Annotated in this window: 20 protein-coding genes and 1 pseudogene; 13 read left to right on the forward strand and 8 right to left on the reverse strand. The window is 65.4% G+C overall.

All coding sequences use genetic code 11. From position 1 onward, the window contains the following. Positions 1–26 precede the first annotated feature (26 nt). Entirely contained in the window at positions 27–2,573 is a 2,547-nt protein-coding gene (clpB, locus tag ACNO8X_RS00760) for an ATP-dependent chaperone ClpB (RefSeq protein ID WP_418003732.1), read from the reverse strand. A gap of 191 nt (positions 2,574–2,764) precedes the next feature. On the opposite strand from clpB, the gene ACNO8X_RS00765 reads away from it, so the two are divergent. Genes ACNO8X_RS00765 through ACNO8X_RS00785 form a run of 5 tightly spaced genes read left to right on the forward strand, consistent with a single transcriptional unit; the run spans position 2,765 to position 6,923 of the window. Then, the gene (locus ACNO8X_RS00765; RefSeq protein ID WP_418003733.1) at positions 2,765–3,430 is read left to right on the forward strand and encodes a GAP family protein; all 666 of its coding nucleotides are present in this window, start codon (positions 2,765–2,767) and stop codon (positions 3,428–3,430) included. 15 nt (positions 3,431–3,445) lie between these two features. Further along, complete coding sequence (locus ACNO8X_RS00770) at positions 3,446–4,090, forward strand: hypothetical protein (protein WP_418003734.1); 645 nt, start codon at positions 3,446–3,448, stop codon at positions 4,088–4,090. Beyond that, on the forward strand, positions 4,080–5,246 hold the full coding sequence (locus ACNO8X_RS00775; RefSeq protein ID WP_418003735.1) for an FAD-binding oxidoreductase: 1,167 nt from the start codon (positions 4,080–4,082) through the stop codon (positions 5,244–5,246). The genes ACNO8X_RS00770 and ACNO8X_RS00775 overlap by 11 nt, the downstream gene beginning before the upstream one ends. A 14-nt stretch (positions 5,247–5,260) precedes the next feature. Further along, on the forward strand, positions 5,261–6,160 hold the full coding sequence (locus ACNO8X_RS00780) for an aldose 1-epimerase (RefSeq protein ID WP_418003736.1): 900 nt from the start codon (positions 5,261–5,263) through the stop codon (positions 6,158–6,160). Between the two features lie 37 nt (positions 6,161–6,197). Continuing rightward, positions 6,198–6,923 (forward strand): potassium channel family protein, encoded by a 726-nt coding sequence (locus tag ACNO8X_RS00785; protein ID WP_418003737.1) that lies wholly within the window; start codon positions 6,198–6,200, stop codon positions 6,921–6,923. 4 nt (positions 6,924–6,927) lie between these two features. Here ACNO8X_RS00785 and ACNO8X_RS00790 read toward each other — a convergent pair whose 3' ends face one another. From ACNO8X_RS00790 to dnaK, 4 genes are read right to left on the reverse strand one after another with little or no spacing between them, the layout of a single operon-like run. Beyond that, positions 6,928–7,299, reverse strand: a complete 372-nt coding sequence (locus tag ACNO8X_RS00790; RefSeq protein ID WP_418003738.1) for a heat shock protein transcriptional repressor HspR — start codon at positions 7,297–7,299, stop codon at positions 6,928–6,930. Then, entirely contained in the window at positions 7,296–8,486 is a 1,191-nt protein-coding gene (dnaJ, locus tag ACNO8X_RS00795) for a molecular chaperone DnaJ (RefSeq protein ID WP_418003739.1), read from the reverse strand. The genes ACNO8X_RS00790 and dnaJ overlap by 4 nt, the downstream gene beginning before the upstream one ends. Positions 8,487–8,514: 28 nt before the next feature. Next, positions 8,515–9,162 (reverse strand): nucleotide exchange factor GrpE, encoded by a 648-nt coding sequence (gene grpE, locus ACNO8X_RS00800; protein WP_418003740.1) that lies wholly within the window; start codon positions 9,160–9,162, stop codon positions 8,515–8,517. Further along, positions 9,159–11,021 (reverse strand): molecular chaperone DnaK, encoded by a 1,863-nt coding sequence (dnaK, locus tag ACNO8X_RS00805; RefSeq protein ID WP_043390223.1) that lies wholly within the window; start codon positions 11,019–11,021, stop codon positions 9,159–9,161. Before dnaK ends, grpE begins: the two co-directional genes overlap by 4 nt. Before the next feature lie 492 nt (positions 11,022–11,513). On the opposite strand from dnaK, the gene ACNO8X_RS00810 reads away from it, so the two are divergent. From ACNO8X_RS00810 to ACNO8X_RS00830, 5 genes and pseudogenes are all read left to right on the forward strand, one after another. Further along, on the forward strand, positions 11,514–12,218 hold the full coding sequence (locus tag ACNO8X_RS00810; protein WP_418003741.1) for a hypothetical protein: 705 nt from the start codon (positions 11,514–11,516) through the stop codon (positions 12,216–12,218). Continuing rightward, positions 12,187–12,366 (forward strand): annotated as a pseudogene (locus tag ACNO8X_RS00815) (helix-turn-helix domain-containing protein); the annotation flags it as partial. The gene ACNO8X_RS00810 and the pseudogene ACNO8X_RS00815, both read left to right, overlap by 32 nt. 192 nt (positions 12,367–12,558) lie before the next feature. After that, positions 12,559–13,311 carry an ImmA/IrrE family metallo-endopeptidase gene (locus ACNO8X_RS00820; RefSeq protein ID WP_418006066.1) on the forward strand — a complete coding sequence of 251 codons (753 nt, stop codon included), beginning with the start codon at positions 12,559–12,561 and terminating at the stop codon, positions 13,309–13,311. A gap of 163 nt (positions 13,312–13,474) precedes the next feature. Continuing rightward, positions 13,475–14,524, forward strand: coding sequence for an SIR2 family protein (locus ACNO8X_RS00825; protein ID WP_418003742.1), 1,050 nt, complete (start codon positions 13,475–13,477; stop codon positions 14,522–14,524). Then, the gene (locus ACNO8X_RS00830) at positions 14,521–16,257 is read left to right on the forward strand and encodes an ATP-binding protein (RefSeq protein WP_418003743.1); all 1,737 of its coding nucleotides are present in this window, start codon (positions 14,521–14,523) and stop codon (positions 16,255–16,257) included. The genes ACNO8X_RS00825 and ACNO8X_RS00830 overlap by 4 nt, the downstream gene beginning before the upstream one ends. 132 nt (positions 16,258–16,389) lie before the next feature. Here the strand turns inward: ACNO8X_RS00830 and ACNO8X_RS00835 are convergent, their stop codons facing one another. Both ACNO8X_RS00835 and ACNO8X_RS00840 read right to left on the reverse strand, forming a co-directional pair. Further along, complete coding sequence (locus ACNO8X_RS00835) at positions 16,390–16,947, reverse strand: hypothetical protein (RefSeq protein ID WP_418003744.1); 558 nt, start codon at positions 16,945–16,947, stop codon at positions 16,390–16,392. A gap of 326 nt (positions 16,948–17,273) precedes the next feature. Next, complete coding sequence (locus ACNO8X_RS00840) at positions 17,274–17,921, reverse strand: pyridoxamine 5'-phosphate oxidase family protein (RefSeq protein WP_418003745.1); 648 nt, start codon at positions 17,919–17,921, stop codon at positions 17,274–17,276. Between the two features lie 77 nt (positions 17,922–17,998). Here ACNO8X_RS00840 and ACNO8X_RS00845 point away from each other — a divergent pair, with 77 nt between their 5' ends. After that, complete coding sequence (locus ACNO8X_RS00845) at positions 17,999–19,408, forward strand: PLP-dependent aminotransferase family protein (protein ID WP_418003746.1); 1,410 nt, start codon at positions 17,999–18,001, stop codon at positions 19,406–19,408. 20 nt (positions 19,409–19,428) lie between these two features. Beyond that, complete coding sequence (locus tag ACNO8X_RS00850; RefSeq protein ID WP_418003747.1) at positions 19,429–19,944, forward strand: MBL fold metallo-hydrolase; 516 nt, start codon at positions 19,429–19,431, stop codon at positions 19,942–19,944. Here the strand turns inward: ACNO8X_RS00850 and ACNO8X_RS00855 are convergent. Further along, a complete protein-coding gene (locus tag ACNO8X_RS00855) occupies positions 19,941–21,395 on the reverse strand; it encodes a DUF222 domain-containing protein (protein WP_418003748.1) in 1,455 nt (484 codons plus the stop codon). The two genes, ACNO8X_RS00850 and ACNO8X_RS00855, sit on opposite strands and share 4 nt — an antisense overlap. A gap of 377 nt (positions 21,396–21,772) precedes the next feature. Between ACNO8X_RS00855 and ACNO8X_RS00860 the strand changes: the two genes are divergently transcribed. Beyond that, positions 21,773–23,251 (forward strand): flavin-containing monooxygenase, encoded by a 1,479-nt coding sequence (locus tag ACNO8X_RS00860; RefSeq protein WP_418003749.1) that lies wholly within the window; start codon positions 21,773–21,775, stop codon positions 23,249–23,251. The last annotated feature ends 3 nt before the right edge of the window (positions 23,252–23,254 follow it).

The following is a 23,254-nucleotide window of genomic DNA, read 5'->3' on the forward strand; positions in this document are numbered from 1 at the left end:
TTTTCACGTCCGCTCGGCGGGCTAGATCAACCGAGCACCAGGCTCTCGCCGTCGGCGCTGAGGTTGACCGGCACGACGTCGCCGTCGTGCACCTCGCCGGCCAGCAGCTTCCTCGCCAATTGGTCGCCGATGGCCTGCTGCACCAGGCGACGCAGCGGACGGGCGCCGTACAGCGGGTCGAAGCCGCGGTCACCCAGCCACTTCTTGGCATCCAGCGACACCTCGAGCGTCAACCGCCGCTGCGCCAGCCGCTTCTGCAGCTGAGCCAGCTGGATATCGACGATCCGCACCAGCTCCTCGGGCTTGAGCGCCTCGAAGATGATGACGTCGTCCAGGCGGTTGATGAACTCGGGCTTGAACCGCGAGCGCACCGCCGCCATCACCTGCTCCTCGGTACCCCCAGCGCCCAGGTTGGACGTGAGGATGAGGATGGTGTTGCGGAAGTCGACCGTGCGGCCCTGACCGTCGGTCAACCGGCCGTCGTCGAGCACCTGCAGCAGGATGTCGAACACGTCGGGGTGCGCCTTCTCGATCTCGTCGAACAGCACCACCGAATACGGCCGGCGGCGTACCGCCTCGGTCAGCTGACCACCTGCGTCGTATCCGACGTAGCCCGGAGGGGCACCGACCAGGCGAGCTACCGCGTGCTTCTCGCTGTACTCGCTCATGTCGATGCGGATCATGGCGCGCTCGTCATCGAAGAGGAACTCCGCCAGCGCCTTGGCCAGTTCGGTCTTACCGACACCGGTCGGGCCCAGGAACATGAACGAGCCCGTCGGCCGGTTGGGATCGGCGACCCCTGCCCGGCTGCGACGCACCGCGTCGGAGACGGCCTGGACGGCGAGCTCCTGACCGATCACCCGGTGCCCCAGCTCGGTCTCCATGCGCAGCAGCTTGGCGGTCTCGCCTTCCATCATCCGGCCGGCCGGGATGCCGGTCCAGGCCGACACCACATCGGCGATGTCGTCGGGGCTGACCTCCTCCTTGAGCATGACGTTCTCGCGGGCCTCGGCGACCGGCAGCGCGGCGTCGAGCTGCTTCTCGAGCTGCGGGATCCGGCCATACCGAAGCTCGGCGGCCTTGGCCAGGTCGCCGTCGCGCTCGGCCCGGTCGGCCGCACCGCGCAGGTCTTCCAGCTGTTCCTTGAGTTCGCGGACGATGTCGATGGCGTTCTTCTCGTTCTGCCACCGGGTGGTCAGCTCGGCCAGCTTCTCCTTGTAGTCGGCCAGCTCCGAACGCAGCTTCTCCAGCCGTTCCTTCGAGGCGTCGTCCTCTTCCTTGGACAGCGCCATCTCCTCGATCTCGAGACGACGGACCAGCCGCTCGACCTCGTCGATCTCGACGGGTCGGGAGTCGATCTCCATGCGCAACCGCGACGCGGCCTCGTCGACGAGGTCGATGGCCTTGTCCGGCAGGAACCGGCTGGTGATGTAGCGGTCCGACAGTGTGGCCGCCGCGACCAGCGCGGAGTCGGTGATGCGCACACCGTGGTGCACCTCGTAGCGCTCCTTGAGGCCGCGGAGGATGCCGACGGTGTCGTCGACCGACGGTTCGCCGACCAGCACCTGCTGGAACCGGCGCTCCAGGGCGGCGTCCTTCTCGATGTACTTGCGGTACTCGTCGAGCGTGGTCGCGCCGACCAGCCGCAGCTCGCCGCGGGCCAGCATCGGCTTGATCATGTTGCCGGCGTCCATCGCGGACTCGCCGGTCGCGCCGGCGCCCACGATGGTGTGCAGCTCGTCGATGAAGGTGATGACCTGCCCGGCCGAGTTCTTGATGTCGTCGAGCACGGCCTTGAGCCGCTCCTCGAATTCACCGCGGTACTTGGCGCCGGCCACCATGGACCCGAGGTCCAGGGAGACGACGGTCTTGTCGCGCAGGCTCTCCGGCACGTCGCCGGCGATGATGCGCTGGGCCAGGCCCTCCACGATCGCGGTCTTACCGACGCCGGGCTCACCGATCAACACGGGGTTGTTCTTGGTGCGCCGGCTCAGGACCTGAACCACGCGACGAATCTCGTTGTCGCGTCCGATGACCGGGTCGAGCTTGCCTTCCCGGGCGCGCGCGGTCAGGTCGGTGGAGTACTTCTCCAGCGCCTGGTAGCTGCCCTCGGGATCGGGGCTGGTGACGCGGGCACTGCCGCGCACCTTCACGAACGCGTCGCGCAGCGTCTGCGGCGCGGCGCCGTGGTTGACCAGAATCTTGGCGACGTCGGAGTCGCCGCTGGCCAGGCCGTACAGCAGGTGCTCGGTGGAGACGTATTCGTCGTCCATCTCGGTGGCCAGGTGCTGGGCAGCGGTCAGCGCCGCGACCGACTCACGGGACAGTTGCGGCGTCGAGTTGGCGCCACTCGCACTGGGCAGCTGGTCGATCAACCGCTGGGCCTCGGCCCGGATGGTCGCGGGCTCGACGCCGACAGCCTCCAGCAGGGGTGCGGCAATGCCGTCGTTCTGGGTCAGCAGAGCCATCAACAAGTGCGCCGGACGGATCTCCGGGTTTCCGGCGGCTGTCGCCGCCTGCAACGCTGAGGTCAGCGCCGCCTGAGTCTTCGTGGTCGGGTTGAACGAGTCCACGACACCTCCCTTTCGTCTAGAGAAAAATGCTTGTCGCTGATTTCAACGCCGTCAAGGTTGAGTCTGTTCCGCTCAAGTCTAGAAAATTTCCACGAGTTTTCAATACGGCCACAAGACCTTTTCATGACGGCCCGAATGCCTTTCCGCCCGATCCCCGTCCATACTGGTCGCGACGCGAAGGGGTGCAGTGAATGACTGACTGGGTTTCGGTGCTGACCGAACTGATTCCCCTGGCCCTGGTGATCGCGCTATCGCCACTGTCGATCATTCCCGCAGTGCTCGTGCTGCAATCACCCCACGCCCGCATCACCGGTCTGACTTTCCTCGCCGGGTGGCTGCTGACCATCGCGGTGCTCACCGGCGTGTTCGTCCAACTGTCCGAACTGATGCCCGCGGCGGGCCACCCGTCGACCACGGCGTCATGGGTGCGCATCGTGATCGGCGCCCTGCTGGTCGCCTTCGGCATCTACCGATGGGCGACCCGAAAGCACGACGCCCACGAGCCGGCGTGGATGCGCAAGCTGACCACGGTCACTCCGGCACGGGGATTCGTGACCGCAGCGGTACTCGCCGTGGTGAACCCCAAGGTGCTGTTCATGTGCATCGCCGCCGGCCTGGCGATCAGCACCGACGAACTCCCGCAAGCGGCGACCTGGGCGTCGGTGCTGTATTTCGCGGTGGTGGCAGGCAGTTCAGTCGCCATCCCGGTCCTCACCTACGTCGCCACCGGTGAGCGGCTGGACCCGGCCATGGCCCGTCTCGGCGCCTGGCTGCACCGTCAGCACGCCGTGCTGGTCGCCGGAATCCTGATCATCATCGGACTCCTCGTGGCATACAAGGGTCTCAGCCACCTCTAGGACTACCGTCTAAGCATGTCCGAATCCGGCTTCGGCGATTTCGAGTTCGAACGAAAGTTCCTCGTCCGCGAACTGCCCGCTGTCGTAGCGTCCGACCCGACCCCTGCCCTGATCGTGCAGGCGTACCTGTTCGCGTCCGACGGCTACGCCGTCCGGGTGCGCGTCCAGGGGCCCGCCCCCGCCGATCTGAGCAATGCGGCGATCGACCTCATCGAGGCCATCAGCGAGGACTCGATCGGCACCATGACCGCCAAGGGCCCGGCCGCGGGCGGCACCCGCTACGAGGCCGAGCGCGAACTCGATCCGCTGGTGGCCGGCGAAATCGTCCGTCGCGCCGACCATGTCGTCACCAAGGTGCGGTACTCGGTGTGGCTGGGCGAGGACGGCTGGATCATCGACCGGTTCCTGAATGGCAACGCCCCGCTGCTGCTGGCCGAGGTCGAGCGCGGCGGGCCGGTGGTCGACCTGGCGATCCCGACGTTCTGCGTCACCGAGGTGTCCGAGGACGACCGGTTCCGGAACGAATACCTGGCGCACCAGCCGTACGGCACGTGGGCCGACGCGCACCGGCGCGAACTCGACCTGCTGGGCCCTACCTTCGTCAGCACGTTGGGGCAGAACCACTTCGACACCACCTCGCCGATGCCCGATGGGGCTTGACGACCGCGAAGCCCTGATGACGGTGCGCGCCGCGGTCGACCCCGCGCACGGCGGGGACGACGTGATCGGCCGCTTCTACTCCCGGTGGTTCGCCGGCGACCTGTCGGCGCGCGACCTGTTCCCCCCGGAGCTGGCCACGCAGCGCACGGCGTTCAGCCAGGCGCTGTTCTGGGTGCTCGGCGAGTTCATCGAGCAGCGCGCCGAGGAACCGGTCGCGTTCCTGGCACAGCTCGGCCGAGATCACCGCAAATACGGTGTGGGGCAACAGCATTACGCGGCGCTACATGACGCGCTGTTGGTCACCCTGCGTGACGAGCTCGGCGCGAGCTGGGACGCGCGGGTCGCCGAGGCCACCACGCACGCGGTCGACCTGATCGTCGGCGTCATGCGCGGCGCCGCCGATTCCGAACAGACCCCGCCCTACGTCGACGGCACCGTCGTCGAGCATCTGCGCGTCACCCGCGACGTGTCGGTGGTCCGGCTGCAACTGGACCAGGCGCTGTCGTATCACGCCGGGCAGTACGTCGCGGTGCAGGTGCCGCAGTGGCCGCGGCGCTGGCGGCACCTGAGTCCCTCGATGCCGTCCGATGCCAGTGGTGCCATCGAATTCCACATCCGGTCGGTCAGCGGCGGCATGGTCAGCACCGCGATCGTCAACCAGACCGCACCCGGTGACCGTTGGCGGCTGTCGAATCCCCATGGCGGAATGCATGTTTCGCGCTCCGATGGCGACGTGCTCATGGTGGCCGGCAGCACCGGCCTGGCGCCGCTGCGGGCCCTGCTGATGAACCTGTGCCGCGAGGCCGAGAATCCGCGCGTGCACCTGTTCTTCGGCGGCCGCTACCCCTGCGATCTCTACGACCTGCGCACGCTGTGGGAGATCGCCGCGACCAATCCGTGGCTGTCCGTCACGCCGGTATCCGAATACACCAGTGACCCACCGTGGGCCGGCGACTACCCCGATGTCCAGCCGCCGCGCGGGCTGCACGTCCGGCAGACGGGGCTGCTGCCCGACGTGGTGACCAGCTACGGCAGCTGGGGCGACCGGCAGATCCTGCTGTGCGGCGGGCCCAAGATGGTCACCGCGACCAAAGCCGCCCTGATCGCCAAAGGCGCACCACCAGAACGCATTCAGCACGATCCGTTGGCCCACTGACACTGGAGGAACCGATGGCCGAACTCGACACCGTCGTACTGAGCGACCCCGAGTCCGCAATGACGGCGACGTTCGTCCCCGCCGCCGGCATGATCGGCACGTCTTTTTCCGATGGCGATGTCGAGTTCCTCGGCCAGCGGCGCGGCCTGGCTGCCTACCTGACCAACGCCAAGACCATGGGCATCCCGCTGCTGTATCCGTGGGCGAATCGGTTGGGCGCCACCACCTATGACGTCGACGGCGCGGTCGTCACGTTGACGCCTGGCTCCGGCGGCGTGCGCGTCGACCAACATGGCTCGCCCATGCACGGCGTCCTGGCCGCCTACCCGGGCTGGGTGATCACCGAGCAGTCGCCGAACGCAGTAACTGCCGCAGTCGATTTCAACCGGCCGGGCCTGCTGGCGTCGTTCCCGTTCCCGCATGTGTTGACGCAGCGCGTCACGTTGGTGAGCCGCAGGTTGACGGTCGAGACCACCACCCGGCCGTCCACGTCGGCGGCGGTACCGCTGTGCTTCGGCTATCACCCGTACCTGACCATTCCCGGCGTGCCTCGGCAGGATTGGGTGCTGGAGACGCCGGGGATGCGACACCTGCCGACCGATGATCGCGGGTTGCCTTCCGGTGTGGTTGAGGCTTGGCCGGCGAGTTCCGCGCCGCTCGGCGACACCGTCTACGACGACGGTTTCGACCAGGTGCCCGACGGCGCGCAGTTCATTCTCAGCGGCGGCGACCACCGGATCACGGTGACGTTCGAAACCGGCTACCCCGCCGCACAACTGTTCGCGCCGCCCGGCGACGCACTGGTGGCCATCGAGCCCATGGCCGCGCCCACCGATGCGCTGCGTCGCGACGGTTACCGCGTGGCGTCCCCGGGCCGACCAGCGGTGGCACGCTTCTCCATCTCGGTCAACTGAGTTCCGAAAAGTTCGCCGGTGCCGCACACTTTCTGACGTGACTACGCAAGACCGCCTCGACAGGTGGGAACATCGGGCCGAATGGCCGCTCGCCGCGGTTGCCGCGGTGTTCCTGGCCGCGTACAGCGTGGAGGTCCTCGCTCAGCCGCACGGACTGGTCGCGCGGCTCGTGACATTGGCGACCCTGTTGGCGTGGGCGGTGTTCACCGCCGACTACGCGGCACGGCTCTACCTGGCCCCCAACCGCAAGCAGTGGTTCTTCCGGCATCTGGTGGACCTGGCCATCGTGCTGCTGCCGCTGTTGCGGCCGCTGCGCCTGCTGCGCCTGGTCGTCCTGGTCGGCGCCCTGCAGAAGGCCATCGGCAGCGCCATCCGGGGCAAGGTGATCATCTACACCATCTCCGGTGCCGTGCTGCTCGTATACGTCGGGGCGCTAGCGGTGTACGAAGCCGAACGCGGCGCACCGGACGCCCACATCACCAGCTTCGGACTCGCGGTGTGGTGGGCGATGACCACGATCACCACCGTCGGCTACGGCGATATGTATCCCGTCACCACCACCGGCCGAGTCATGGCCAGTCTCATGATGATTGGCGGCATCAGCCTGGTCGGTTCGATCACGGCGACCATCGCGTCGTGGATCGTGCAGACCGTGTCGGACGATGACCAGAAACAAGACGCCGTGACCGCAGCGCACATCGAAGACCTTCGCGGAGAGATCGCCCAGTTGCGGGAGTTGTTGCGCGAGAAGGTCGCCGACTGAACGTCTAACCCCGCTGCGAGCTACCGCCCCGCCGCGGCTGCCACAGCACCAGAGCGGTGCTGGGCTTGCGGACGCGTTCGAGTTCGGCGGTCACCTCGGTGAGCCGGGACTGCAGCGCCTCGACCTGGTTGGTCAGCTCGATGATGCGCTTGATGCCGGCCAGGTTGACGCCCTCGTCCTGGGACAGGCGCTGCACCTCGCGCAGCAGGTCGACGTCGTGCTGCGAGTACCGCCGCCCGCCGCCCGAGGTGCGCTCGGGGCTGACCAGACCGAGCCGGTCGTATGTACGCAGCGTCTGTGCGTGCATACCGGCCAGCTCGGCGGCCACCGAAATCAGGAAGGTGCGGGCTTCCTCGGCCTTGCGCCGGGCGCTCATAGCGACCCGGCCCATCCTGCCCGTGGATCAAATCCACTGGCCCGCTCCGCCTTTGCATATGTCTCGAGCGCCTCGGCCGCTTCACCTTCGAGGTTCGGCGGCACGGCAACCTTCACCGTCACCAGCAGGTCGCCGTGACCGGCGTCGGTGCCGCGCTTGGGCACACCGCGCCCACGCACCCGCAGGATGCGTCCGTCAGAGGTCCCCTTTGGCACCCGAACACCGACCTTGCCTTCCAGCGTCGGCACGGAAAGCGTTGTTCCCAAAGCCAACTCGTGGAAGCTCACCGGAACGGTGACGGTCAGGTCGTCGCCGTCGCGCCCGAACACCTTGTCGGGCCGGACGTGCACGGTGACGTACAGGTCGCCCGAGGGCGCCCCGCGTAGACCCGCCTCACCTTGGCCGGCGAGCCGGATGCGCTGACCGTCGGTCACGCCCGGCGGGATGCGCACGTTGATGGTGCGCGTCCGGGTCGAGACGCCGGTGCCTTTGCACTCGTCACACGGGTGCTCGATGGTCGAGCCGGTGCCGCGGCAATCGGTGCACGGCTCCGAGAAGCCGAACGCACCCTGGTTGCGGTTGATGACGCCCGCGCCGTTGCAGTTCGGGCACACCTTCGGGCTGGTGCCCGGACGCGCGCCGCTGCCGTGGCAGTTGGTGCATGGTGCCGGGCTGGTCAGGCGCAGCGGCATCGCCACGCCCTTGGTCGCTTCCAGGAAGCTCAGCTCGGTTTCGGTTTCCAGGTCGTTGCCGCGGCGCGGACGGCTGGGACGCGGCTGCTGCGCACCCCGGCCGAACAGGCCGCCGAACAGGTCGCCGATGTTGGCGCCGCCGGTCTGCCCGGCCTGGTCGAACAGGTCGCCCAGGTTGAAGTCCGACGTCTCGCCACCGAAACCTCCGAAGCCGCCACCACCCCCGCCGCCACCGAAGCGGCGGCCGAATCCACCGTTGGCGAAAAGCCGCCGGGTTTCGTCGTATTCGGCACGCTTGGCGTCGTCGGTCAGAACTTCCTTGGCTTCGGTCGCCGCCTTGTAGCGATCCTCGGCTGCCGGGTTGTTCGGGTTGCGGTCCGGATGGTTGTCGGCCAGCACCTTGCGCGCGGCGCGCTTGATCTCATCCTTCGTGGCGTCAGAGGTGACGCCGAGTTCCTTGTAGAAGTCCTTCTCGACCCATTCCCGTTGAGCCATGTCGCGTCACCTCCTCAGCGTCGCTCGGTTATTCGTTTGATTGTGGTTTCTGTTCGGTCGCAGCGGTGGCATTGGCGGGCGTGTCGGGCGCATCAGCTGCGGGTTCGGCGTCGACGACACCGACCATCGCGTGCCGCAGCACCTGCTCACCGAGCTTGTAGCCGCGACGCATGACGGTGCCCAACACCGGGTTGGAGCCGTCGCCCTCGTGCTGAACGGCCTCGTGCAGCGACGGGTCGAACTCGTCGCCCTCGGCGCCGAACGCCGAGAGACCGAGGCTGTCGAGCGCGCCGGAAAGCTTGTCCGCCACCGACTTCAGCGGCCCGGACTCCAGATCTCCGTGGGCGCGAGCCCGCTCGAGATCGTCGAGCACCGGCAAGAACTGCTGCACGACAATGCCTTTGGCCCGTTCGGCCGCGGCCTGCTCCTGACGGATCGCCCGCTTGCGGTAGTTGTCGTACTCAGCCTTGAGTCGCTGCAGGTCTGCCTTGAGCTCTGCGGCTTCGTCGGACACCGGAGCCTCGGCGGCCTCGCCACCCTGACCAGCGGCCGGGGCCTCCGGCGTCGACCCCTCAGGGGCCGACGCCGGAGCGCCCTCACGCTTTTCGCCGGTTTCCGGATCGATGCGCCGCTTGTCGGTGATGGTCACCGGCTCGTGCGAATCGTCTTGGCTCACTTGTGCTCCTGATCGTCCTCGACGACCTCGGCGTCCACGACGTTGTCGTCGGCAGCAGCGGCACCCGGAGCACCCGCGCCCGCACCGGCGGCCTGCTCGGCCTGGGTGGCCTCGTAGATCGCCTGGCCCAGGGCCTGGCTCTCGACACCCAGCTTCTCCATGGCCGTCTTGATGGCGGCGATGTCGGTGCCGGCGAGCGCGGTCTTGGCCTCGGCGATGGCACCGTCGACCTTGGTCAAGGTGTCCTCGGGAACCTTCGAGCCACCCTCAGCTTCGCGCTGGTCCTTGACGAACTTCTCCGTCTGGTAGACGAGCGACTCGGCCTGGTTGCGGACGTCAGCCTCTTCGCGACGCTTCTTGTCCTCTTCGGCGTGCGCCTCGGCGTCCTTGATCATCCGGTCGATCTCGTCCTGCGACAGGCCCGAGCCTTCCTGGATCTTGATCGTGTTTTCCTTGCCCGTGCCCTTGTCCTTGGCGGTCACGTGCACGATGCCGTTGACGTCGATGTCGAAGGTGACCTCGATCTGCGGCACGCCACGCGGGGCCGGCGGGATGCCGGTCAGCTCGAAGCTGCCGAGCAGCTTGTTGTGCGCAGCGATCTCGCGCTCACCCTGGAAGACCTGAATCTGCACCGACGGCTGGTTGTCGTCGGCCGTGGTGAAGGTCTCGGACCGCTTGGTCGGGATGGTGGTGTTGCGTTCGATCAGCTTGGTCATCACGCCACCCTTGGTTTCAATACCGAGGGACAGCGGGGTGACGTCAAGCAGCAGAACGTCTTTCACCTCACCCTTGAGCACACCGGCCTGCAGCGCGGCACCGACGGCCACGACCTCGTCCGGGTTCACGCCCTTGTTGGGCTCCTTGCCACCGGTCAGTTCCTTGACCAGTTCGGTGACGGCGGGCATCCGGGTCGAGCCACCGACGAGGACCACGTGGTCGATGTCGGAGACCGAGATGCCGGCGTCCTTGATCACGGACTGGAAGGGCTGGCGGGTCCGGTCGAGCAGGTCCTGCGTGATGCGCTGGAACTCGGCACGGGTCAGCTGCTCGTCGAGGAACAAGGGGTTCTTGTCGGCGTCGACGGTGATGTACGGCAGGTTGATCGAGGTGCTCTGGCTCGAGCTCAGTTCGATCTTGGCCTTCTCCGCAGCCTCACGCAGACGCTGCATCGCCATCTTGTCCTTGGTCAGGTCGATGCCGCTGGTGGCCTTGAACTTGTCGACCAGCCACTGCACGATGCGCTCGTCCCAGTCGTCACCACCGAGGTGGTTGTCACCGGAGGTCGCCTTGACCTCGACGACGCCCTCGCCGATTTCCAGCAGCGAGACGTCGAAGGTGCCACCACCGAGGTCGAAGACCAAGATGGTCTGTTCCTTCTCGCCCTTGTCCAAGCCGTAGGCCAGGGCGGCCGCGGTGGGCTCGTTGACGATGCGAAGGACGTTGAGGCCGGCGATCTGGCCGGCTTCCTTGGTGGCCTGACGCTGAGCGTCATTGAAGTAGGCCGGGACGGTGATCACGGCGTCGGTGATGTCCTCACCGAGGTACGCCTCCGCGTCACGCTTCAGCTTCTGCAGCGTGCGCGCGCTGATCTCCTGCGAGGTGTAGTTCTTGCCGTCGATCTCGACGGTCCAGTCAGTGCCGATATGACGCTTGACCGAACGGATCGTCCGGTCGACGTTGGTCACTGCCTGGTTCTTCGCGGGCTGGCCGACCAGCACCTCGCCGTTACGCGCGAACGCGACGACCGACGGGGTGGTCCGGGAGCCCTCAGAGTTGGCTACGACGACGGGGTCGCCGCCCTCCAGCACCGAGACGCAAGAGTTGGTGGTCCCGAGGTCGATACCGACCGCACGAGCCATAGTGATGCCTCCTGATAGACATTGTTGGGTGATCTGAGCGAACTGCGCTCAAGCTTGCTATCGGACGGGGCCGTCTGTCAAGCCGAACTTGAGCCGAATGCACTCAACTTGGTGTCGGTGAGTCCAACGGGGGCACTTCCCGATCTATTCCCGATTCCCCAATGTAGGAATCCGCATAAGTTGTCGGATTGTCATCTAGCTGACGGAAGCGTTTGGAAAGCCATCAACGTATCGGCTTCGGGCACAGTCGGGGGGTGAGATCCCCGCAAGGGCGTAGCAACCGATGTCAGCTTCATCGCCGACGACGATGACCGGTCGCAGTGGATTTCGACCGCGTCAATGCCCGCCGGTTGATGGGCGGTCAGCCAGTTCGCATCCCAGCGTCGCGGACGGGGCAGCGCGACACGCACGCGCGACCTGCACTGACCTCGATATTGTCCGGTTTCATGCAAAACTATGAGGATCGTCATCCTGCCCAGTAAGGACTTTCCTATGACGCTCCCCGCACCTGCACCATCACCGTTGATCGTCCCGGCTGATCGAGCCGAGGATTACCTGCGTCGCCTCGGGATCCCGACTCAAGCGATCTACCAGGGTGTTGAGCTCGGTGACCTTCGGGCCGCCGATGTCGACGCCTTCCACCCCCGCGGATCGGCCGGCGTCACCCGATGGATCGGCACCGTGGGCGGCCTGCGACGCAGCATGGTGGACGGCCGGGAGTGGAAACAGCTCGACAAGCTCAACCGCCCGACTGTCGAACGTGCCGACGGCAAGGTGAGCCTTTCGGTTGTCGGTTGCAACGACGCGACCGGCGATCCCGAGTCCGTCGACGGCCCGCGCGCGGCCAACCGCCGCGGACCCGCCACCATCGCTGCGCTCAAAGACCAACTGGAGCTGGACTTGATCATGGTCGCAGCATTAGTGTCGGGCGGCTCGCCCCCCACCTCGATCGAAGATGACCCACCCTTGGGGCAATGGTTTGTGCTGTACCACCGCGCCGAGGGCGGAGTGCAATTGGAGGTATCGAAGGCGGCAGGTATCGACGAGCAGGGTGACGACCGGAAGACGGGCCAGTTCACCGGCTGGCTGGTCCGTGTAATCCTTAACCCTTACCAGCCCGGGCCCGCCGCGGCAGGCAAGCAGCCATTGGACGTGGGAGGCGACGATGTCGACTTCACCATCGTCCGGGCATCCTGACCGATTCCTCGATCCAGACCGCATCCGCATAGCTCGCGCCCGTCGAGGTCTGACCAAGGCTGAGCTCGCACGGGCGCTTGGAATGACGCCAAGGTCGATCACCCGGTACGAATCCGGTGAGGCACCCCGTGATTCCGCGGAAACTCTGTCGCAGGCCCTGAAGTTCCCGGCGGAGTTCTTTACTTTCCCGGGTGCGCCCGAGATCGAGGTGGGAACTGTCAGTTTCCGGGCCGCCCGCAGAGCGACGGCACGACACCGCGGCGCCGCAGTGGCTGCGGGGTCGATCGGCATCGAGATCGACCAGTGGATATCCAGGCGATTCGTTTTGCCTCTCGTAGACGTGCCTACACACCCCGGGGAACAACCGCGACTTGCGGCACGACTGGTGCGGGCCGAGTGGGGGTTGGGCACACGGCCGCTGCCCAACGCGGTGCAGCTGGCCGAATCACGCGGCGTGCGGGTTTACACATTGCCGCCTATCGCCGAGGAAGTGGACGCCTATTCCGCGTGGCACGAGGACAAGCCGTTCGTGTTCCTGGCCCGCCGACGGTCCCCGGAGGGGATGCGGTTCGATGTGGCCCATGAACTCGGGCACCTGGTGCTACATCCAGCCGCTGCCTGCGACGACACAGCACAGGAGCGCGAGGCCAATGAGTTTGCCTCCGAGTTCCTGATCCCCCGTGACGCCATCCCGGAATACCTGCGGACCAACCCTTCGATTTCGGAGTTGCTAGAGGTGCGGGACCGGTTCAAGGTGTCGGCGATGGCGCTAGCGCACGCGACGCACAGCGCGGGACGCATGACCGACTGGGCCTACCGCAACACCTGTATCGAACTATCCGGTCGCGGGTTCCGAAGGGGCGAGCCGGGCGGGATGCCGGTCCACGAGATGTCACGGGTATTTCCCCAAATTCTCGGCCCTCAGGGCACCGTCACCGCACGACAGATTGCCGCGGACCTACGTGTGCCCGTCCAGGAAGTGCGAGCGTTGACGTTCGGCGTCGAGCTTGGCGCCGCCGTTGCCGGTGTGGATGCGCCTGCCATGAACACCTCCTCGACGATGAGACATTCGCAGCTGCGGTTGGTTCATTGACGATCGTCAGCAGATGGTCGCGTTTTGATCTGAGTCCAGTTGCGACACTCGCAGGAGGTTGATCCAACGATCAACGCACCACTGGTCGTACGATCCGACCAAACGCGGAGTGGCGCTGTCGTGCAGCACTGCTAGCGAAGGGCTGCACGGGGGCGGGGCTGACATGGGGATCACCGCCGACGATCTGTACAGCGCTATACAAGGCGTCTTTCGCCGTGGCCTGACGATTGTCGTGGGGTCCGGCGCATCGTGTCAGTACGGGCTGCCCAGCATGGGCGCCCTTGCCGAGCGATTACAGCGGGCGATACCTGCAGCGATCGACGAGTTGTGCCCAGAGGGGAAGTCCCAGTGGGAACGCATCAGCACAGAACTCGCCGCAGGTGCGGGACTGGAGTCCGCCCTTGGTGAGGGCAACTTGGCCGACAGCCTCGCAGATTGTCTGACTTCGGTCATCGCGAGCCAGGTTCAGGAAGCCGAAACGGCGGCAATCTCGCAAATCCTCTCAGACAGCACAGTTTCTGCATTCGGACGACTATTTGCGCACATCCTCCGGACCAGTGACGTGGCCGATGTAATTACCACCAACTACGACCGCCTGATTGAAGTGCATGCAGCACGGGCGGCCGTGAGGGTCGACACGATGTTCTACGGGCACACAGTCGGACGATTGAACGAGTCATTGAGCCGCGACGAGCTCCTCCAACGCCAGCCCTTTGCGGGCAAGAGCTCCAGACTCACAGTTCGACCGCGCCCTCACATCCGTCTATCGAAACCGCACGGCAGCCTAGATTGGTTCAGCCACAACGGCGAGTGCCTCCGGAGCGACCTCGCCTTGCGCGGAACGCGACAAATCATCGCTCCTGGCGGAAACAAGTATCGGCTCGGCTACGAAGTACCGTTTGACGCACAAAGAAAACGGGCCAATGAAGCGATCGACAATGCTGCCGCGCTCCTCTTCATCGGGTACGGATTCAACGATGAGCATCTCCAAACACATATCCGGACGCGCTTCGCCGAAGTGCCCAGCGTTGTGATTAGTCGCAACCTGACAGACCGCGCCCGCGACTACATGAACTCAAATCCTGCGGCCGTCGCGATCGAGATGGGCGCAACGCCTGAAACCTGCCTCATGACACAGGGCTCCGAGCTACTCGAAATACCCCTTCCCCTTTGGAATCTCGAAGATCTCGCAAAGGAAGTGCTCGCAATATGACTGATTCCACACTGGACTTCGCTGAGAGCGATGCACTCGGACGCGCTTTCCGTGTGGATACCTCAAGCGTTTGGGCCGAGGCGCTCGACCATGAGCGACTAACGCGGATCGGCGTCAGCAGCTTGATTGCTTTCCAAGGCTCGAACTCTTCGGAGTACCTCGTCGGTGTCCTCGATCGAGTCACGCGTGACCTACACGATGAAGCACTTGTCGATGACAGCACGCCAGAAGGCGATATTCCTGTCGAGACACGACAGCGCGACCTGCTTCGAGTAGTGCTCTTGGGTACCTACCGAACGGTCGACGGCACCAAGCGAGATACCTTCAAGCGTGGTGCCGATAGTTACCCACTCGTCGAATCGCTCTGCTGGGTTGTTGATGGCCTCAACTTGCAGAAACTGATGGGGCTTCTCGCGAAGCAACTGCAACCCGGCAAACAACTCAGATTGGGAACATTCGTTGCCGACCCAACCGCGGCAGCAGTCGCGGACGGCGACCGACTGTTTCAACGTCATGCAGCGCTTCTTGGTAGCACCGGCTCAGGCAAGAGTTGGGCCGTCGCGTTAATTCTTGAGCGGGCGCACGCGTTGGCCCATCCAAATCTCATCGTGTTCGACATGCACGGCGAGTACACGCCGCTGAGCGAGGGTGACCATCCAATCGCGCGACGATTCCGGATCGCGGGGCCTGGCGACCTTGGCGCGAAAGACGATGCTGTTCTATACCTTCCGTGGTGGCTCCTGAACCAGGAGGAGATGCAGGCGTTGCTGTTGGATCGTTCGGAGGAGAATGCACCCAACCAAGCCGCACGCCTGACGCATCACGTACGCGAGCTCAAACATGAGCGGCTGATCGCCAACGACCATGCAGAGTTGGCCACACTTTTCACGGTCGACTCCCCAGTCCCATACAGCCTCAAGGAACTCGTATCCCGATTAGAGGGCGACGACGCCGAGATGGTCCCTGGGGCGAATGGACGCGATAAGCAAGGTCCGTTCTTCGGACGGTTGACTCGCTTCGTCAATCGGATGAAGAGCCGATTGGAGGACCGCCGCCACGGTTTCATGTTCAGCCCGCCCGAGGACGAAGTTGGATACGAATGGCTCCACGACCTCGCAGGCCGACTCCTCGGCACAGACCCTGGCATCAAGATCATCGACTTCAGCGAGGTCCCCAGCGACGTGCTGCCAATCGTCGTCGGCGTACTGGCGCGCCTGCTGTACGAGATCCACTTCTGGACCGATGAAAAGAAGCGAACCCCAATCACCTTGGTCTGCGATGAGGCGCACCTCTATCTTCCCTCCGGGAATGCCGACGCGGCCGAACTGCGGGCACTCGATGTCTTCGAGCGAATCTCGAAGGAAGGCCGCAAATACGGTGTTTCACTACTCGTCGTGAGCCAACGTCCCTCAGATGTAAGCAAGACCGTTCTGTCGCAGTGCAACAACTTCGTGGTCCTCAGGCTGACTAATGACCAAGATCAGGCGGTCGTTAAACGCCTCATGCCCGACAGCATGGACGGCCTCACCGCGGCACTGCCTCTGCTCGACGTTGGCGAAGCACTCCTCCTCGGAGACGCCATCATCTTGCCGACGCGCATCAAGCTCGATGTTCCAAAGATCAAGCCGGCCAGCGCGACTAAGGACTTTTGGACCGAATGGAACGAAAAGCCCGTCGAGAAGGCGGATCTAGTCGCCGCGGTTGAAGCGATGCGCGCGCAGTCGCGCCGATAGTTTGGCTACCGGACCACCGAACCGAATCCGGAACGTTTGATGTACCCACTCTCAGCTGTTCCCGAGCACATCGGCTCAGCCCTTCGCCGAGGCATTCCAGACGTATTGGGAATCAGCGCCGGCCTCGTACGTCTAGTGCATTCGATCGGCGATCTGTTGGTCAATCGGCTTGGGTGGATCCACGGCGATCGCCAATCGAACGCGGGCGCGTAGAAACTGTGTCAAAGCTAGGCAGTAGGCGGTGGCGACTTCGTGTTGCTCGTAGCGGGGATCGACCAGCTCTTCGACGCTGCCGTCGGGCTTGAGCTTGACGGCCGAGCTGAACCAGGCGACCTCGTCGAGTTCGTCGTTGTCGTTCGGGTGCGTCAACGGGTTGCGGATCACCCGCAGACTAGGGATGCCCACGTCGAACTTCGCCTGTGCATCAAGTAGCTCCTGGGGCCGACCGAATACCTTGATCATCGACTTGCCAATGTCTTGCAGCCGAGCGAGCTCGCAGATGTAGTAGTCCAGATCGTTCCCGAGGTCGCCGGTGAGGTTTATGACTGAGAACTGACTGTTCGGAAGCAGGCGCGGTGCCGTGGCGGCGCGATCGAGGATCCGCTGTCGCTGCTGCTCCAAGCCGGCCGACGTGCGCCGGAGCGCGCTTAGGAATCGACTGGCTGACTTGTCGAGGTCCCGCTTGGCCATGATCGGCACGGTACTTTGACAACACTCGGACCCGCGACTGCGCAAGCCGGCGCCCACGCCGGCGCGCCGTTGAGCAGCAGTGCGCGGTAGCGGATGTTGTGGTTTGACCGGCCAGGACGACCCCGTCATATCGCGCCATAAGTCCAGGCGACCGTTGACGACTCCCCAGCCCACATTGGATGGTGCGTTCTGGTATGTAGCACCAGGCCATGGCAACTAGTGCCGAGGCGACACGATTTTGGAAACTCCCAGGTCGTGCTGAACTGATTCCGGAGCATTCGGCGACTTCCTACACCAAGAATGCTATCCAGCCGCGACGGCCCTGGTTAGGCGCCCCCCGTAGCGACCATCGCCCGCACCGACTCCGGTAGCTCCGCCGTCGACCACTCCGCGCGCTGCGGTGCGCCGTAGGTGACGGAGAACGGCACGATGCCCGCCCAGGCGGTGGTTTCCTCGTCCGGTTCGTCGACCGGGCCGCCGTTGACCTTGTACACCCAGTCGCCGTCGACGATCGGCAGGGAAATGACGTTGGTCGCCGCGACCTCCTTCGGCAGCATCGCGCGCACCTCCGCGGTGCGTCCGGGGATCAGCAGCTCGCTGAACCGCTCCAGCAGGGCTTCGCGATCCGCGCGGCCGGCGGGTTCCGCCTCGCCGTACAGCACCGCGGAACGGTAGTGCACCGAGGAGTCAAAGGTGCTGTGCGCCACCACAAGTGCATCCATGGCCGTCACGCAGAAGGCGACCGAGACCGGCTTGCCGCTGACCCCCAACGCACCGGCGCCAGTCGAACCGTGGATGAGAATCCGGTCCTCGTGACGCACGTACAGCGTCGGCACCGCGAGCGGCCTGACCTTGCCGTTCGGACGCGCTACTGCGCCGACGTTCAGCACGCCCCACCACTGTTCGTCGAGGAACTCTTCGAGAGCAGCGCGGGCCGTGGACTGCCGACCGTATTTGCGGGTGAGCTTTTCCATGATTCAAGATCACCATGATTGCGGCCTGGTTGAAATAGCCGGAAACCCAATTTTCGAGAGGCCACTATTCTGACGGGATGGCCCGTCACACCCGCGCGGTGCATCTGCCGCTCGACACCACCGACCTCAGCGCCAGGGCGATCGCGAGTCAGCTGGTGGCGTTGATCGCCGCCGGACAGATCGGCGACGGGGACTGGCTGCCGTCGACCCGCGCGTTTGCCCACGAGCTCGGGGCCTCACGAACCATGGTCGCTGCCGCCTACGACGAGCTGGTCGCTGCCGGATTCCTCGAAGGTGTGCCCGGCGCCGGAACTCGGACGACTGCCGGCGCCACAGCGGCCGCCCGGGCAGGGCTGTCCAGCCGTGCGCCCCGCCTCGACGAGAGTGTCGTGCCGGCGGCTGCTGCTGCGGCGCACCAGACCGACTCCGTCGTTGATCTGCGCCCCGGCTCCCCGGACACCAGGCTCATCGACATGCGAGCCTGGACCCGCGCATGGCGGACGGCGGCATCGTCCCAGCCCACGACGCTGTCACCGTGGCAGGACACCGACGACGCCTTCACCGCCGCCATGTCCCACCATCTCCGCATCAGCCGCGGCATCGATACCGACGCGGTTTTCGACGTTCCCGGGTCGACTGCGGCCTTTCAGACGCTGGCCGCAGTGAGCGGCCTGACCCGCTGCTATCTCGAGTCGCCGTGCTACCCCGCCGCAGCGGAGGAGTTCACCCGGGCCGCCCTGCACCCGATCTTCGTACCCGTCGACCACGACGGGCTGTGCGTCGACAGCCTCGGCGACGAGGCCGGCATCGTCTACACGACACCGGCACACCAGTACCCGCTCGGGCACCGGCTCTCGGTGAATCGCCGCGCCGAACTGGTCGCGTGGGCCAAGAGGACCGGGTCGATCGTCATCGAAGACGACTACGACGGCGAGTTTCGCTACGGCGTTGCTCCCTTGCCTGCCATCCGGTCGATACCGGGCGCCGGGGCACACGTCGCCTACGTCGGCACCGCGTCGAAAATCCTCGCGCCGAGCCTGGGCGCCGCCTGGTTGGTGCCGCCACTGTCCCTGCGCGACGCGGTTCAGAGCTATCTCCGCGACCATCGGATCGCGCTATCCGCCATCACGCGCGCCGCCCTCACGGAGTTGATCACCGCCGGCGAACTGCAACGACACCTGGCCCGGGCCGGCCGTGAATATCGTTGTCGCCGAGATATTTTGATCACCGAACTCGAAGCACGCTGCCCGCACCTCGAGGTGCTCGGAGTGCAAGCGGGCCTACACGTCGCCATCCTGCTGCCGGGTGACCGTCGCGACCGCGAAGTGGCCGGGAGGCTCGGGGCCGGCGGCCTCCTCGTCGCACCGCTGTCAGACTTTCCCCAGCGGGCCGACTACGTGATCAATGGCCTCGCGGTCGGCTTCGCGCAGATCGACCGATCGACTGCGAAGCGCTTTGCTGATTCCGTCGCCGCGGCGCTCAACTAGGGCGCACCATGGGCAGATGAATGATCTCGTTCGGACATCTCGAGGCCGACGAGTGCGGCGCGATGAACCTGTTGCTGGCCGCCGCTCCGCACGCCGAGGTTGTGCACGGCGGGCTCGCGTTGATGCTGTCACTGGTCGACATGTGCGACCGCCCACCCATCGCCGCCCCTGGTGACACGCTGGATATCGGCGGACACCGGCTGCGATTCATCGCCACGCCGCATGTTCCCCACAATTGGGAAGCGGGCCTGTGGTTCGACGAGACCACCTCCACGCTGCTCGCCGGCGATCTTCTGACCCACACCGGGCGATGCCCGGCGCTGACCGAATCCGATTGCGTGGCACCGGCGTTGGAGGCCGAATCCATCTTCCACGCCACCGGCCTCACCACCAACCTCGCGCCAACACCCGAGCAGCTCGCCGCCCTGAATCCGTCGACCCTGGCCCTCATGCACGGCTCGTCCTACACCGGCGACGGCGCCGCTCAATTGCGGGCGCTCGCCGAGGGCTACGCCGAAATGGCAGCCACCGCCTAGAACGGCGCCGGCTCATCCCATTGTTCTGCGGCCAGAATCTTTTCGAGTTCGAGGCGGCGGCGCCATTCGTCGTCGGCGATGTGTTCTTCGTTGAACATCCGCGTCTCATTGATGAGTTCTTGGCGTTCTTGGGCTCGGGTGCGTTTGCGTTTGGGCATGCAGTACCCCCGCCCCGGTTTCCGCACCGGCTCCCCAGTGATTTCGACTGCGCCGGTCGGCTTGCCGAGTTGCGGGTACCAGTGCGCACCTTCAGGTTTGGTGACGTAGGTGTGCCCAGTGGGCGCGGTCCACACCACGGTCCCGTCCGGGAACTGGTGATCGGTCCAACCGTGGAACGTCTTGAGCAAGTGATGAAACCGGCACAGGCACTTGAGGTTTGACGGGTGCGTCGGCCCAGCTGGGTAGGGCACGGTGTGGTCGATGTCGCAGGCTTCGGCCGGCCGGTCACAGTCGGGGAATCGGCACGTCAGGTCGCGGCACCGCACGAACTCCGCGAGCTTGGCCGACGGCCGATACCGCGGTTCGATGACATCGGGCGGGGTGTGCACCTGCCGCAGCGTCGCGCCCTCGGCAAGTTGGGCCACCTGGCCTGCGGGGATCTGCCCGTACGCCGGCAGGAATCCCGGCCCACCACCGTCGAGGGCGTCGGCGGTGGTGATCACGTGGATCACCGAGCGGGTCCCGACGGTCGGCGCCGGCAGATTCGGCGTGGCCGCGGCCTCGCAGTCGGATTGCCCGCATTGGCACTGCAGCCGGCCACCCCGGGCCAGGGCGTCCATGGCGGCGGCGCGGCGTTGATCATGCGATCGCGGATCGTTCTTGCACACCCGGCGGGCCAGGTCATCGAGGGCGGCGTCCAGCACGGCGGCGGTCGCCGCATCCACCGTGCCGCAGACATTGGCACTTCCCGGGCCGGATACACGGATGTCGAGGTAGCGGGCCTGCGACGGAGGTTGGGGGGCGTGCACCCCCGCTTGGTCGGAAGCGGCGATGATCGCGTCGATGCGTTGTTCCATCTTCGGTTTCGACAACCGGCCCCAGGACACAATCTTGGCCGCGAGGTCGGCGTCGACCTGCTGGGCAACGTCGTCATCGATGACCAAATCGGTGCGCGAGACGATCATCGCGACCAGCACCGCATCGATCAGACCTTTGGCATACACCGCCGCCACTTTCGGCAGCCGGGTGCGCAGCATCACCGCCCGGTCCACCTGCGCCTGCGCCCGCTTGCGGGACACCCCAAGAGCGGCCGCGACCTCGACCACCAGCCCCGAATACCCGTCGATCGCCCAATACCGCTTTTCCACATCATCATCAGGAGCCCGCAGCGCCCACAGGTCACCGATCGCGGCCAGGCGGCGGGCACCGGCCGCGTTCTCTTCCCGGGTGGCGAGGGTGATCGCGTCGACCGCCGCGGGCTCGGCGTGGGGATCACTATCAAATTCGAACATCTGTGCGACTCTACTCCCGCCTACCGACAAGAACCCGCGGAGAGTGCGAGCTTGCATCGGCGACGGTTAGGACACCTAAACACAAGCGCCGCAGCGGGATTGGACGGGGACGTGGGATGACCGCGTGACCGTCGACGCTTAGGCCACCTAGCCGCCTCAGCGCCCCGTTCAGCCCTTAGCCGATCTAATCGTCGAGGGTCCGCCGACGACGCCTCCATGAGAAGGGGTGGCAGTCGGAGAACCGGCACGCCGGGTCGCGGATTACCCAGCCCACCTAAGCATCAACGGTGCAATGCCGGCCCCGCCAAACCCAGCGTGGACACGGCGTCACGGAATTACAGTCCAGGTACACCCGCCGGGCCGGCAAAGGAGTGCCCATGACCACCATCACCGCTCCCGTTGACGTTCTGGTCATCGGCGCCGGGATTTCCGGTATCGGCATGGCCTATCACCTCAAGACTTTTCGGCCGGGTACGTCGTTCACGGTGTTGGAGGGGCGGGACGCGATCGGCGGTACCTGGAGCCTGCACCAGTACCCGGGCATCCGTTCCGACTCGGACATGCCAACCTTCGGCTTCGGCTTCAAACCCTGGACGCACCGCAAGTCGATCGCTGACGGGCACATCATCCTGGACTACCTGCAGCAGACGGTCGCAGAGAACGGCCTCGCCGACCACCTCCGGTTCGGCCACCACGTCGATTCGGCGAATTTCGATTCCCGCCAAGGGCTTTGGACCGTCACGACCACCCACGACGGCAAGACCGAGACCTTCACCTCGCGCTTCCTGTTCCTGGGCACCGGGTACTACGACTACGAGAACCCGTACATCCCCGACTTCCCCGGCCGCGACGACTTCGAGGGCCCGGTCATCCACCCCCAGCTGTGGCCGAAGGATTTGGACTACACCGGCAAGAACGTCGTCGTCATCGGCAGCGGTGCCACGGCCGTCACACTGATCCCGAACATGGCCGACAAGGCCGCGCACGTCACCATGCTGCAGCGCTCCCCGAGTTACGTGTTCTCGATTCCGGCATCCGACCCGATCGCCAATGTGCTCAACAAGGTGCTCGGCCACGAGCGGGCGTACAAGATCGTGCGGCGCAAGAACATCTCGCTGAACCGCGGAATGTTCAAGATGTGCATGCGCTACCCCAAGCTCATGCGAAAGCTGTTGATCGCCAACGTAGCTCGTCAGCTACCCAAGAATTTCGACGTCGACACGCACTTCACACCCAAGTACAACCCATGGCAGCAGCGGCTGGCCATGGTGCCCGACGGCGATCTGTTCAAGATGGTCGCGTCGGGTAAGGCCTCGATCGTCACCGACCACATCGACCGGTTCACCAGGAACGGCATCGTGCTGAAGTCCGGGCAGGAGCTGGCCGCCGACATCATCATCTCGGCGACCGGACTGAACATGACGCCCTTCGGCAAGATCGCGCTGAGCGTCGACGGGCACTCGCTCCACCTGCCCGACCTCACCGTCTACAAGGCGATGATGCTCTCCGGGGTACCCAATTTTGCGTTCGCGGTCGGCTACACCAATATCGCCTGGACGTTGAAGGTCGATCTGGTGTGCGAGCACTTCTGCCGGATGCTCGACTACATGGACGAGCATGGCTACGGCAAGGTGGTCCCGATCCTGGAAGACGGCACGATGGAGCGAGTTCCGTTGTTGGACATGACTTCCGGTTACGTCCAGCGGGCCGTGGCGCAGTTCCCGCGCGGCGGCACCTACGGCCCATGGGCATTCAAACATGCCTACGAAATGGACCAGGAGCGGCTGCGCAACGGGCCTATCGAAGACCCGGCTCTCGTCTTCACGCCCGCTGCCGCACCCCTGCCCGTGGTCTGACCG

It is taken from the genome of Mycobacterium sp. PDNC021 (genome assembly GCF_048282635.1).
Taxonomy (GTDB): Bacteria; Actinomycetota; Actinomycetes; order Mycobacteriales; family Mycobacteriaceae; genus Mycobacterium; species Mycobacterium llatzerense.

Excerpts from the sequence above, each read along its gene's own strand:
- ACNO8X_RS00855 (WP_418003748.1), bottom strand. The coding sequence starts at position 21,395 with ATGTTCGAATTTGATAGTGATCCCCACGCCGAGCCCGCGGCGGTCGAC.
- ACNO8X_RS00845 (WP_418003746.1), top strand. The coding sequence starts at position 17,999 with ATGGCCCGTCACACCCGCGCGGTGCATCTGCCGCTCGACACCACCGAC.
- ACNO8X_RS00770 (WP_418003734.1), top strand. The coding sequence starts at position 3,446 with ATGTCCGAATCCGGCTTCGGCGATTTCGAGTTCGAACGAAAGTTCCTC.
- ACNO8X_RS00775 (WP_418003735.1), top strand. The coding sequence starts at position 4,080 with ATGGGGCTTGACGACCGCGAAGCCCTGATGACGGTGCGCGCCGCGGTC.
- ACNO8X_RS00830 (WP_418003743.1), top strand. The coding sequence starts at position 14,521 with ATGACTGATTCCACACTGGACTTCGCTGAGAGCGATGCACTCGGACGC.
- dnaK (WP_043390223.1), bottom strand. The coding sequence starts at position 11,021 with ATGGCTCGTGCGGTCGGTATCGACCTCGGGACCACCAACTCTTGCGTC.
- ACNO8X_RS00850 (WP_418003747.1), top strand. The coding sequence starts at position 19,429 with ATGATCTCGTTCGGACATCTCGAGGCCGACGAGTGCGGCGCGATGAAC.
- ACNO8X_RS00825 (WP_418003742.1), top strand. The coding sequence starts at position 13,475 with ATGGGGATCACCGCCGACGATCTGTACAGCGCTATACAAGGCGTCTTT.
- ACNO8X_RS00765 (WP_418003733.1), top strand. The coding sequence starts at position 2,765 with ATGACTGACTGGGTTTCGGTGCTGACCGAACTGATTCCCCTGGCCCTG.
- dnaJ (WP_418003739.1), bottom strand. The coding sequence starts at position 8,486 with ATGGCTCAACGGGAATGGGTCGAGAAGGACTTCTACAAGGAACTCGGC.
- ACNO8X_RS00835 (WP_418003744.1), bottom strand. The coding sequence starts at position 16,947 with ATGGCCAAGCGGGACCTCGACAAGTCAGCCAGTCGATTCCTAAGCGCG.
- ACNO8X_RS00780 (WP_418003736.1), top strand. The coding sequence starts at position 5,261 with ATGGCCGAACTCGACACCGTCGTACTGAGCGACCCCGAGTCCGCAATG.
- ACNO8X_RS00790 (WP_418003738.1), bottom strand. The coding sequence starts at position 7,299 with ATGAGCGCCCGGCGCAAGGCCGAGGAAGCCCGCACCTTCCTGATTTCG.
- ACNO8X_RS00860 (WP_418003749.1), top strand. The coding sequence starts at position 21,773 with ATGACCACCATCACCGCTCCCGTTGACGTTCTGGTCATCGGCGCCGGG.
- ACNO8X_RS00810 (WP_418003741.1), top strand. The coding sequence starts at position 11,514 with ATGACGCTCCCCGCACCTGCACCATCACCGTTGATCGTCCCGGCTGAT.
- ACNO8X_RS00840 (WP_418003745.1), bottom strand. The coding sequence starts at position 17,921 with ATGGAAAAGCTCACCCGCAAATACGGTCGGCAGTCCACGGCCCGCGCT.